Origin of the sequence: Acidithiobacillus sp., assembly GCF_023256195.1 — a bacterium.
Taxonomy (GTDB): Bacteria; Pseudomonadota; Gammaproteobacteria; order Acidithiobacillales; family Acidithiobacillaceae; genus Acidithiobacillus_A.
Map to the genome: position 1 here is coordinate 1 of NZ_JAGDWX010000010.1, position 12,212 is coordinate 12,212.

The 12,212-nt window shown below is 62.6% G+C and carries 8 protein-coding genes and 1 tRNA gene; 7 read left to right on the forward strand and 2 right to left on the reverse strand.

The window, feature by feature from the left end:
- Positions 1-8: 8 nt before the first annotated feature.
- Together Q0C23_RS00985 and Q0C23_RS00990 are read right to left on the reverse strand one after the other, a co-directional pair.
- Positions 9-85: transfer RNA gene (locus tag Q0C23_RS00985), tRNA-Arg, on the reverse strand.
- A 43-nt stretch (positions 86-128) separates the two neighbouring features.
- A complete protein-coding gene (locus tag Q0C23_RS00990; protein ID WP_291510510.1) occupies positions 129-956 on the reverse strand; it encodes a tetratricopeptide repeat protein in 828 nt (275 codons plus the stop codon).
- A gap of 159 nt (positions 957-1,115) precedes the next feature.
- On the opposite strand from Q0C23_RS00990, the gene Q0C23_RS00995 reads away from it, so the two are divergent.
- From Q0C23_RS00995 to Q0C23_RS01025, 7 genes are all read left to right on the forward strand, one after another.
- Entirely contained in the window at positions 1,116-2,651 is a 1,536-nt protein-coding gene (locus tag Q0C23_RS00995; RefSeq protein ID WP_291510511.1) for an efflux transporter outer membrane subunit, read from the forward strand.
- A 56-nt stretch (positions 2,652-2,707) separates the two neighbouring features.
- Positions 2,708-3,802 (forward strand): efflux RND transporter periplasmic adaptor subunit, encoded by a 1,095-nt coding sequence (locus tag Q0C23_RS01000; RefSeq protein WP_291510512.1) that lies wholly within the window; start codon positions 2,708-2,710, stop codon positions 3,800-3,802.
- A gap of 10 nt (positions 3,803-3,812) precedes the next feature.
- Entirely contained in the window at positions 3,813-6,926 is a 3,114-nt protein-coding gene (locus Q0C23_RS01005; protein WP_291510513.1) for an efflux RND transporter permease subunit, read from the forward strand.
- 147 nt (positions 6,927-7,073) lie between these two features.
- A complete protein-coding gene (gene folD, locus Q0C23_RS01010) occupies positions 7,074-7,955 on the forward strand; it encodes a bifunctional methylenetetrahydrofolate dehydrogenase/methenyltetrahydrofolate cyclohydrolase FolD (RefSeq protein ID WP_291510514.1) in 882 nt (293 codons plus the stop codon).
- The gene (ppk1, locus tag Q0C23_RS01015) at positions 7,933-10,071 is read left to right on the forward strand and encodes a polyphosphate kinase 1 (RefSeq protein ID WP_291510515.1); all 2,139 of its coding nucleotides are present in this window, start codon (positions 7,933-7,935) and stop codon (positions 10,069-10,071) included. Before folD ends, ppk1 begins: the two co-directional genes overlap by 23 nt.
- Positions 10,064-10,711: a ParA family protein gene (locus Q0C23_RS01020; protein ID WP_291510516.1), complete on the forward strand. Its 648-nt coding sequence runs from the start codon at positions 10,064-10,066 to the stop codon at positions 10,709-10,711. The genes ppk1 and Q0C23_RS01020 overlap by 8 nt, the downstream gene beginning before the upstream one ends.
- Positions 10,701-12,185, forward strand: coding sequence for a CHAD domain-containing protein (locus Q0C23_RS01025; RefSeq protein ID WP_291510517.1), 1,485 nt, complete (start codon positions 10,701-10,703; stop codon positions 12,183-12,185). Before Q0C23_RS01020 ends, Q0C23_RS01025 begins: the two co-directional genes overlap by 11 nt.
- The last annotated feature ends 27 nt before the right edge of the window (positions 12,186-12,212 follow it).

Consider the following 12,212-nt stretch of genomic DNA (forward strand, 5'->3'; position numbering starts at 1 on the left):
GCTTTGATTGGTGCGCTCGGAGAGATTCGAACTCCCGACCTACTGATTCGTAGTCAGTTGCTCTATCCAGCTGAGCTACGAGCGCTTCGAGCCGCGCATACTAGCAAGAGCGGCCAGCATGGTCAATCCTAGCCCCAGTCGCTCCCACCGTCGTCCAGGCCGAAATCGTCGTTGTTGGCGACTTGACTGGAATCGTCCCAGTTGTTGTTCAGGAGACCAAGGTCGCTGTTATCGCCCACGGGCGCGGATGCTTCGCCGCCGTCGCCGTGGTGAAAGAGACCGTTGGCCAAGGCTGAGCCCGCGGCAACACCGGCGCCGATTCCCAGGCCGGTGGCAAGTCCGGAGGCGAGTCCAGACCCCATTCCCGGCCCTGCCATGGGGGCGACGCCGCCGGGCATCCCGCCAGGATTGGGACCCATGCCGGGTCCGTAGTTAGGGCCGTAGGGGCTACCAAATCCAGGCGCGCCGTTGTTAGGGGTCATGAGGACCTGCTGCTGCCGGCGGCGCCGCATGAACCAGACGATGGCGGCAATGACGAAGACCAGCCCCAGGAAGTAGGCCAGAGCGCGACCCACCCCGCTACCCTGCCTGGCAGCCGCCGGCGCAGATGCAGCCCCAGCAACCAGAGCACCGTGCTTCTTGAGCTCAGCCCGATATTGGGCGAGGACCTTGGGCGCCACAAAGGGCATGGCGGGCGCCAGGGATTCGGCTCGGTGCAGGGCTTGGCCAGCGGCGGTCCATTGGCCCTGGCGCGCAAGTACGCGCGACTCCAGGTAGTAAGCCTCGGCCGAATTGGGATGTTTGGCCAACACCTCTTGGATCATGCTTTCGGCCTGATCCAGCCGGCCGGACTGGATGGCTTGGGTTACCTGGGTTACGCTAGGCTCGGCGTAGGCAATTCCGGTCACCATCGTGAGACCGATACCCAGCGCGAGCAAGACTTCGCGAAGTTTCATACGCTCCTCCCGAGAAGGTTAAGATACGTTGCATGATGCGGGTAACCCTGTCGGAATTCAAGAGGCTAGGAGCACTTTCAAGGCAGCTCTGTATTGACAGCGGGTGGTCGCGCGGTCATTATACCGAACGGTCGGTCCAGCCCTGGATGGGGGTCAACTTTGTATAGTCTCCGAAAATCGACACTGGCAGCCCTCGGCGCCGCTGGGCTCGCTGCAGCCCTCGGCGGCTGTAGCTTCGAACCGGCCCTACGGATACCCCCCAGCCCTTCGGATCGGGTACCCTACACGGCGAGCCCGAGCCCCGAAAAGACCGCCTCAGCACCAGGCCCAGCCGGACAGGCTCAAACCCTGGAGTACGGTCGAGATCTTGATCAAGAGTGGTGGACCCTCTTCCACTCAAGAGCTTTGGATACCCTCATCGCCACGGGCCTGAAGAATAGCCCGACCGTGGCGCAGGCCCAGGCGCAATTGGAAGAAGCGCGAGCGGTTGCACGTGAGAACGCCAGCATCTTCTATCCTCAGGTTTCGGGCAGTCTGGCGGCGCAGCGGCAGAAGGCCTCTTCCGCTGCTTTTGGCGGTAAGAATGGCGGCTTCCGTTACTCGCTGATCACCGGCAGCCTCAATGTCAGTTACTATCCCGACATCTTTGGGGTGAATCGTCTGGTCTACCGTAACAGCGAAGCTCTGGTGCATTACCAGCAGTGGGAGCTGCAGGCGGCACGCCTGGCCCTGACGGGCAATATCGTCACCGCTGCCGTCAATGTCGCGGCAACGCAGGCCCAGATTGCGGCAACGAAGGCGATCATCGCGCAGGAACAGAAGCTCCTGCAGCTGACCGAAAACCAGTATCGGGCCGGCGCCATCACCTACCTGAGCGTGGTCAATCAGCGCAGCCAGCTCTCTTCGGAGATGGCGACCTTGCCACCGCTGGAACAGCAACTGGCGGTCTATCGCCACCAGCTGGCGGTGCTGGTGGGGCAGTTCCCGGCAGAGGCCAAAGTGCCCGACTTTCAACTGAGCGACCTGCACCTCCCCGAGAAGATTCCTGTGAGCCTGTCTTCGCAGCTGCTCAAGCAGCGTCCCGATATTCAGGCGGCCATCGCCCAGATGCAGGCGGCCAACGCCACCATCGGCGAGGCGCGGGCGCAGTTCTATCCGACGGTGAAGCTCACCGCTGCACTGGGCGATACCGCCAGCAACCCCAACCTCTTTTTCAACCCCATCAGCAGCATATGGAGCCTGGTGGGAAGTCTGTCGCAGCCCATATTCGAGGGTGGCAAGCTGCGTGCTCAGGAAGCGCAGGCGAAAGCTGCCTATGAAGTGGTCTACCAGCAATATCGCAGCACCGTTCTCGGCGCCTTCGAGCAGGTAGCCAATGCACTGCGGGCCCTGGAGCACGATGCCGAGACCCTGAAAGCTCAGGAAGCGGCACTGGATTCGGCACGTAGCGCCCTGAGCCTCGCGGAATCCAGCTATCGGGCCGGGGCGACGGACTATCTCAGCCTGTTGACGGCGGAAGTGCAGTACGACAACGCCAAAATCGCCGTCATCCGGGCGCAATCCCAGCGCTATCAGGATACGGCCGCCCTTTTGGTCGCCCTGGGTGGTGGCTGGTGGACGCAGAAGAACGATATGCCCGAGCCCTACGCCGCGCACTCCGGTGATATGGCCCAGAACGTCGCCGGTAAATCCTGAATGGATCGTCCCGAATCGGCTTCCCAGCCCCACTCTTCCGGTCGTGGAGACTGAGCATGAAAAAAGCTTTCGTCATCGTCATCCTCGTCCTCGTCATCCTCTTTGGCGGGATCTTCGGTTTCAAGGCCTTTGGCAACTACATGATGCACAAGGCCATAGATCATATACCGCCGCCCACCTTCAGTGTGGAGGCGGCCAAAGCGACGATACGGGAATGGCATCCGCGCCTGCAGGCGGTGGCCTCTCTGACGGCCACCGAGGGCACGGCCATCAGCACTCAGTTAGCGGGGAATGTTACCGGCATCTATTTCCACTCCGGTCAGTATGTCAAGAAGGGTAGCCTGCTCGTCCAGATCGACAACAGCAATCAGCTGGCCCAACTGGCTTCCGATCGTGCCAATCTGCATCTGGCAGAGGTCAATCTGCGCCGGACGGAGAAGCTGATGGAGACGCACGCGGCGAGCGAGTCCCAGCTGGACACCGCCAAGGCGAATTACGCGACGGCCCAGGCCGCCATCCGCAACGACGAGGCGACCCTGGGCAAGCTGGCCATCAAGGCGCCCTTCAGTGGCTATCTGGGAATCCGCAAGGTCAATCTCGGTCAGTATCTGACCCCCGGCACGGAAATCGTGGACCTGCAGTCCTGGGATCCTCTCTACGTGAACTTTACCCTGCCCCAGAGCGACCTCCCGAGGCTGCAGGTGGGCACGCCCGTCCGCGTTACCAGCGATGCCGCCCCAGGTCAGAGTTTCGAGGGCAAGATCACGGCCTTGGGATCGGCGGTGGATGGCGCCACCCGCCAGATCGCTGTGCAGGCGACCTTACCCAATCCCAAGCACGTCCTGCGCCCGGGTATGTTCGCCGAGGCGGAGGTGGTGCAGAACGTTGCGCGCAAGGTCTTGACCATTCCGGTCAGTGCCGTGTCCTACAACACCTATGGCGATTACGTCTATCTCATCCATTCGGAAAAGAAGGATGGCAAGACGGTGCAGGTGGCGACCCAACAGGTCATCAAACCCGGCGAGCAGCGGCATGGACAGGTGGAGATCCTGCAGGGACTGAAACCTGGGGATCTGGTGGTCACGGCCGGTCAGGTGAAGTTGAGCAACGACAGCATGGTCAGTGTCCGCCACGCCGATTCGGACTCCTGAGGGCCGAGCCATGAAATTTACCGACACCTTCGTCCGTCGGCCGGTCCTGGCGACCGCCCTGAGTCTGGTGATCTTCCTGCTGGGCCTGCACGCCTACACGATGATGACAGTGCGCCAATACCCGGCTCTGGTGAACACCGTGGTGACGGTGACCACCCCCTATCCCGGTGCCAGCCCCAGTACCATCCAGGGCTTCATCACGACCCGCCTGAGCAAGGTCATCGCCAGTGCTCCGCACATCGATTACATGACCTCCAACAGCTCTGAGGGGCAATCCACCATCACGGTGTACATGGACCTCAACACCGAACCCAGCTCGGCCGTGGCCAACATCCTGGCCAAGATCCAGCAGGTATCGAATCAGTTGCCGGCCGGCGCCCAACAGCCCACGGTCAATGTCACGGTGGGTAACACCACGGACCTCATGTACATCGCTTTCTACAGCGATACCCTCAGTCAGCAGCAGATCACGGACTATCTACTGCGCGTGGCACAGCCCCGTCTGGCCACCATTCCCGGCGTGGGTGAGGCACAGATCCTGCCGCCCGGTGCGGGCAATGGCAACACCTATGCCATGCGGGTGTGGCTGAATCCGCAGAAACTGGCGGCCCTGGGGGTGAGCGCGGCGCAGGTGTCATCGGCGCTGCAGAGCAACGATTTCATCTCTGCCGTGGGTCAGACGCGCGGCAAGACGGTGCAGAACACCATCGTCGCCACCACCAATCTCAACAACGTCAAGGAATTTCGAAACCTGGTGATCAAGCGCGAGGGAAACACCCTCATCCGCTTGAAGGATGTCGCGCACGTGGAGCTGGGCGCCCAGGACTATACCTCCTACGCCTTCTTTGACGGCAAGCCCAGTGCCTTCATCGGGATTCAGGAGTCGCCGTCGGCGAACTCCCTGACGGTGGCGAGCAAGGTCCGCGCTGCACTCAAGGAATTGGATAAGAGTCTACCCCCGGGCATGCATGAGGCGATTCCCTACGACGCCAGCGTCTTCATCAAGGCGTCGCTGGATGAGGTGCTGCTGACCATCGGTATCACACTGGCGGTGGTGGTACTGGTCATCTTCCTGACCCTGGGCTCCCTACGGGCGGTCATCGTCCCCGGGGTTGCCATACCGCTGTCCATCATCGGTGCTGGCCTGATCATGTGGGGGCTGGGCTTCACCATCAATCTCTTGACCCTCCTGGCCATCGTCCTGGCCATCGGTCTGGTGGTGGACGACGCCATCATCGTCGTCGAAAACGTCCATCGCCACATCGACGAGGGCAAATCGCCTTTCGAGGCGGCCTTGATGACCGGACGGGAGCTGGGCGGCGCCATCGTCGTCATGTCCACTACCCTCATCGCCGTCTTTGCGCCCATCGCCTTCATGGGTGGGCTCACGGGCAGCCTTTTCGGTGAATTCGCCTTTACTCTGGTGGCGACGGTGCTGATCTCCATGGTCGTCGCCCTCACCCTCTCGCCCATGCTTTCCAGCAAGGTGTTGCGGCACAAGCAGGAACACGGGTTCGAGCATTTCGTCGATGAACGTTTCGACGGGCTGCGTCGCTTCTACGACCGCCTGCTACGTGGTTCCCTGAACTTTGTGCCGGCGACCATGCTCTTCGCCGCCGTGGTCTTTGGCAGTATCTATTTCCTGTACAGCACGTCGAAATCGGAGTTGGCGCCGCAGGAGGATCAGGGCGTCATCTTCAATGCCGGCACGGGCGGACCGACGATCACGCCGCTGCAACTCGTGAAGTACGGCAAGGAAATCCTGAAGATCCTCGACCAGTATCCGGAGAAGGCCGCGACCTTCATGGTGACAGGCATCTCTGTGGGCGCCGGGGGCGGCTCCAACAGCCTTTTTGCCGGCATGCGGATGACGCCCTGGGGGGACCGCAGCACCACGGCCATGGAGCTGCAGCCCAAGGTGCAGAAAGCGCTGCAGGCGGTCCCGGGTCTGCAGGTAGCTTCTTTCTTGCCACCGCCCCTGCCTGGCTCCTCCGGCGGTCTACCGGTGCAGTTCGTCCTGCAGAGCCCCGGCAGCTACGCGCAGCTGGATAAGGTGGCTGGGCAGGTCATCGGTGAGGCCTATAAGAGTGGCTTGTTCTTTTACGTCACCAAGGATCTGCGCATCGACAATCCGGAACTCGTGCTGAAGATCGACCGCAGCCTTGCCGGCAATCTGGGCATCAGCATGGCAGCCATCGCTCAGGATCTGCAGCCGCTGCTGGGGGGCAACTATGTCAATCGCTTCGATATGGAAGGTCGCAGCTACAAGGTCATTCCGCAGGTACCGGACAAGTTCCGTGCCGATCCCAATGCACTCAAGCACTACTACATCACCACCGGCAGCGGCGCGCTGATCCCCCTGTCCACCATCGTCCAGGTGGAAACCAAAACCGAGCCCCAGTTCCTGCCGCAGTTCGATCAGCTCAACTCCGTCACCATTCAGGCGGTGCCCAAGCCGGGCGTGAGCATGGGGCAGGCCCTGCACTTCTTCCGGACCGCGGCCGAGAAGATCATGCCCAGCGATTTCTCCATCAACTATGCCAGTCAGTCTCGGGAGTATGTACAGGAGTCGGGCGGCCTGCTGTTGACCTTCTTCCTGGCCATTCTGTTGATCTACCTGCTGCTTGCCGCCCAGTTCGAGAGCTTTACCGACCCGCTCATCGTGCTGATCACCGTGCCCATGTCCATCAGCGGCGCGCTGATCTTCATCAGCCTCGGACTTGCCTCCATCAATATCTACACGGAGGTAGGATTGATCACCCTGATCGGGCTCATCGCCAAACAGGGCATCCTGATCGTGCAGTTTGCCAATCAGATCCAGTTGGAGGAGGGTCTGGACAAGCGCGAGGCCGTGGAAAAGGCTTCGAGCATCCGTCTACGGCCGATTCTCATGACGACGGGGGCGATGGTACTGGGTGTACTGCCCCTGGTGCTGGCCACGGGTCCGGGAGCGGTGGCGCGACAGGAGATGGGTCTGGTGATCTTCACGGGTCTATCCATCGGCGCGCTCTTTTCGCTCTTCGTGGTGCCGGCCATGTACATGGTCCTGGCCAAGGACAAGCGGGCAGAGGCCTCACGTCTGAGAATTCGCGACGGATCCGGCGAGGAACCCGTGGCGAGCTGATGGCGCGGCGCCTTGACAAGGGCCCCCTGGGGCCCGAAGAATAAGGCGCTTAGCGGCGGCCCGTGGGCCCCATTTCCAGACAAGGCAGGCCATCATCATGTGCATTATCCCCGCATGGAGCTCGTGGGAACCCCGGCGGGGGCTGGCATGAGTGCCCGGATCATCGATGGAAAGGCGGTGGCAGCAGAGCTGTCGGCTCAGACGGCGGATCGCAGCCGTGCCTTTGCCGAGCGCTACGGGCGGCCACCCGGTCTCGCCGTGGTACTGGTGGGAGAGAATCCTGCCTCGCGGATCTATGTCCGCAAGAAAAAAGACAGCTGCAGCCAGGTCGGTATCCGCTCCTTCGGGAGTGAATTTCCCGAGCACTGTCCCGTCGAGCTTTTGCTGGAAGAAATCGCCGAGCTCAATACCCGCGCGGATGTGGATGGTATTCTCGTGCAATTGCCGCTGCCGGCACACATCGACCCCGAGACCATCATCGAGGCCATCGCTGTGGACAAGGACGTGGATGGCTTTCACCCCTATAATGTCGGGCGCTTGGCCTTGCGCGCCCCTACGCTGCGCTCTTGCACGCCGGCGGGGATCATGACCCTGCTGGAGCGTTATCAGATTCCGTGTAAAGGCAGCGAAGCCGTCGTGGTCGGAGCCTCCAACATCGTTGGCCGTCCCCTGGCGCTGGAGCTGCTGCTGGCCGGTGCCACGGTCACGGTGTGCCACCGCTTCAGCCGCAAGCTGGAGGCACATGTACGCTCGGCAGAGATCCTGGTGGCAGCCGCCGGCAAACCCGGGCTCATCCCCGGCGAGTGGGTGCGCGAGGGTGCAGCGGTGCTGGATGTCGGTATCAATCGCCTGGACGACGGCCGCCTGGTGGGAGACGTGGATTTCGACGGTGCGCGGGAGCGGGCGGCCTGGATCACGCCGGTGCCGGGCGGCGTGGGGCCGATGACCGTGGCCACGCTCCTGCAGAATACGGTCCTGGCAGCGGAACGACGGCAGGAGCGACTGCATGCGGCCCAGCAATCCGCCTGAGTCCGAGACCTTGGTGGCCCCGAAGCCCTCGGAGGCCCTGCCGGTCGGTGCCCTCGACCATCCCTCGCTGTATTTCAATCGCGACCTCAGCATTCTCGAGTTCAACCGACGCGTGCTGGCCCTGGCCGATGATCCACAGGTCCCGCTCCTGGAGCGTCTTCGCTTTTTGACCATCGTCTCCAGCAATCTCGATGAATTCTTCGAGGTTCGGGTGGCGGGGCTCATGCAGCGGCGCAAATACAATGCGGGGCCCCTGGGCCCGGACATGCTCGGTCCCGAGGACGAAATACGCGCCGTCGCCAAAGTCGCTCACGAATTGATCCGCGCCCAGTACACCTGCCTCAATGAGCGCATACTCCCTGCCCTGGCAGAAGAGGGCATCCGCCTGCGTCGGCGGGACACCTGGCGTGCGGCGCAGAGGCGCTGGATCGCCCACTATTTTCAGCAGGAGGTCCTGCCTCTGCTCACGCCCTTGAGTCTGGATCCGGCACACCCCTTCCCCAAGGTGCAGAACAAAGGTCTCAACTTTGCCATCGTCCTCGAAGGTCAGGATGCCTACGGTCGGCACAGCCCTATCGCCATCGTGCAGGCGCCGCGCATCCTCCCGCGCATCATCCAGTTACCCACGGATATCGCGGGTCCCGCGGATTTCGTGTTCCTGTCCTCGGTCATTCACGAGAACATCGAAAGCCTCTTTCCCGGCCTGCACGTCAAGGGTTTCTACCAGTTCCGCGTGACCCGCAACAGCGAACTCTTCGTGGACGAGGAAGAGGTGGACAACCTGCTGGACGCACTGGCAGACGAACTCACTACTCGCCCCTTTGGCGAGGCCGTGCGTCTGGAGGTTGCCAGCAACTGTCCCGCCGAGGTCTATCACTACCTGCTTCGCCATTTCGACCTGCAGGAGGAAAGCCTCTACACCTTGCCGGGACCCGTCAATCTCTCGCGCATGGCGGCCATCATCGACATGGCCGGGCGTCCGGATCTCCTCTACCCGCCCTTCACCCCGGGATTGCCCGACCGCTGTCTGCGCAGCGAAGAGATCTTCAGCCAGCTGCGGCGAGGCCCGATCCTGTTGCATCACCCTTACCAGAGCTTCATGCCTGTGGTGGATTTCATCCGTCAGGCGGCCAACGATCCAGCGGTTCTGGGCATCAAACAGACGCTCTATCGCACTACTCCGGATTCTCCCATCGTCCAGGCGCTGATGGATGCCGCCGTGGCCGGCAAGCAGGTGACCGCCGTCATCGAACTCAAGGCCCGCTTCGATGAGGCCAACAACATTCGGCTGGCAGAGCAGCTGGAGGAAGTCGGTGCACAGGTCGTGTATGGCGTCGTGAATCACAAGGTGCACGCCAAAATGGCCCTGGTGCTGCGGCGCGAGGAGGACGGCATCCGCCTCTATGGGCACCTGGGCACCGGCAACTACCACGCCCGCAACGCTCGTATCTATACGGATCTGAGTCTGCTGACGGCCGATCCCGAGATCACCGCCGACATGAACGCGCTGTTCATGCACATTACCGGAATGGGTCGGGCCCCGACGCTGGCGAAGCTGCTGCAAAGTCCCTTCACACTCTTCGCCGCCCTGCGCGAGAAGATCGCGGCCGAGACCGCTCTGGGCAGCGCCGGACGCATCATCGCCCGGGTCAATGCCCTGGTCGAGCCGGACCTCATCCGCGACCTGTACCTCGCCTCCTCTGCCGGGGTCCAGATCGATCTCATCGTCCGCGGGCCCTGTACGCTGCGCCCCGGTATTCCTGGCGTGTCTGAGAACATCCGGGTACGCTCCATCGTCGGCCGCTTTCTGGAGCACAGCCGTGTCTATTACTTCGGCCGCAATGGTGACCCGGAACTGTGGATGGCCAGCGCCGACTGGATGAGTCGCAACCTCTTCCGCCGGCTGGAGACGGCCATCCCCATCGAGGATCCGGATCTACGCCAAAGGCTCATACGGGAGACCTTGGAGTTCTATCTGGAGGACGATTGCAACGCCTGGGCCATGACCAGTGACGGTTCCTATACCCACCTGCGGAAGCCGGCCGAGCAGCCCTGCCACTCTGCCCAGGATCGTCTCCTCGCGCTCTACGGTCGGGGCGGTGTAGGTAATGGCTGAGCTGCAGCGATACTCGGTCCTGGTTCTGAACAGCAAGGGGGGCGCAGGCAAGACGACGGTTGCCACCAATCTGGCGAGCCTGCTTGCCCAGCGCGAAACGGTATTGCTGGCCGATCTGGATCCCCAAGGATCCAGCAGCCACTGGTGGCGGCGCCGACCGCCGGCACTGCCGGAGATCACTCTGGTGAGCGATCCGCAACGCAAGTTCCGCGACTATCCGCCGGCCCAGTGGCTCATTCTGGACGCTCCGGCAGGCCTCAAGCGCACCCGTCTGGAGGAGATGCTGGATGAGGTGAGCACCCTGCTGGTACCCATCACCGCTTCGGTCTTGGATATGGACGCGAGTCTCGTCTTCCTCGAGCGGCTTCAGGAAATCAAGCGCTTTCGCAAGGGGCGCATCCGCATCGGCATCGTCGCCAACCGAGTGCATCAGGGTACGCGGGCAAAGCAGGCCTTGGAAGACTTCTTGCGCGATCTGGAGATCCCGGTCATCGCCTCTCTGCGCGACAGTCAGATCTATGTCCGGGCCGCCGCTGCGGGGCTCGGCATCGCCGATCTGCGCGCCAGCGAGAACAGGTCGGAGCTGCCGCAGTGGACCCGTATCCTGCAGTTCTTGGGGGAAACCGACCGTGGAACGTGAACTCAAACTGCAGGTACTGCAAGGCGAGGCCTGGGAAACCGTATTGAGCCACCCGCTGGTGGATCTGGCCACGGTGGCCCCGCGGCCGATGCACGCCCTCTACTTCGACACCAGTGACCGTCGTCTGCAGCGCGCCGGTATTGCCTACCGTCTGCGCCGGGAGGGCGAGCAGTGGGTAGCCACTCTGAAATTCGCCGGAGCAGCCGGCGGCGGGCTACATCAGCGCCCGGAATGGAATGTGGCGGTGGCCGAGCCGCAGGCGGATCTGGGCGTATTCAGCGATCCGGAACTGACAGAGATCCTGCGCCCCTATCGCGATCTACCCTTGACGGTGGTGCTGGAGACGGTCTTCGAGCGGCGTGAGCGCCGCCTGACCGAGGTCGGGGGGGAGCAGTGGCTGCTGGCAGCCGATCGCGGCGAGATTCGGGTCAAGGAGGAGGTCTTGCCCATCCTGGAGCTGGAGCTGGAGTTGGTCACTGGCACGGTGGCCTCCCTTCTCGAGCGCGGTGCGGCCCTTTGTGAGGCTTTGCCGCTGTGCCCCGAGTCCCAGAGCAAGTTTCAACGGGGAATCGCTTTGCAGTTGGCTCAGCTCCCAACATCCTCGGTGCAGACACGGCAGGAGATCCAGACGCCGAAGCTGCACGGCCGCGAGGATGCCGCCGACGCCTTGCGGGGGATACTCATCGGCGAGATCCAGGAATCTTTGACCGCACTTCGGGTCGATACGCGCGATGGCAGCCGCACCAGTTTTCACGATCTGCGCCGCGCCGTGCGCCAGCTACGCGCTCTGCTGCGTTTCTGCAAGCCCTTGGAGGTGGACGCCGGGTTGAAAAAGCCGCGCCAGGAGCTCGCCACTTGGTTTCATCAGCAGAGTGGTCGCCGTGACCGCGACGCCCTACTGGACCATTGGCAAAGTCACGCCCCGGAATTCCAGCTGGCACCCGGACTTTTGACGGAGGCATTGCTGAAAAGCGATACCGAGACACCGAGCTCTGCGGGAACACTCGCGGCCACCCTCCTGAGGCTTTGGGCGCAGCTCGAAGGCGCCACCGCCCTGTCCGGGCGTCTCAGTCTGCGGGAATTTGCCGAACAGCAGCTGGCCCAGATGGACCGCAAGCTACGGCGTGCCCACATCGATGCCGTCAGCGCCGAAGATCGCGCCGAGTTTCACCGACTGCGTATCCAGATCAAGAATTTCCGCTACGTGCTGCAGCGTCTTGCCGGACTTTGGCCGGCCAAGGACAGCAAAGGCATGATGAAGCTTCTGGGCCACCTGCAGGAGAGTTCCGGTCTGATTCGCGACGCGCAGATGTCCGCCAGCCACCTCCAACCCCTGGGACACGAGGCCCCCTCAGAGCTGGCCCTGCACGCCGGCGTGCTGTGGGGCTACCTCGTCGCCCGCATGCAGCGGGAAGAGAAAAAGTTTCGCAAGTCCTGGAACCGCTTTCTGGAGGCCTCCCGACCCTGGGATTGACGCCCGGGGGTCGGGGCGGACTGCTCG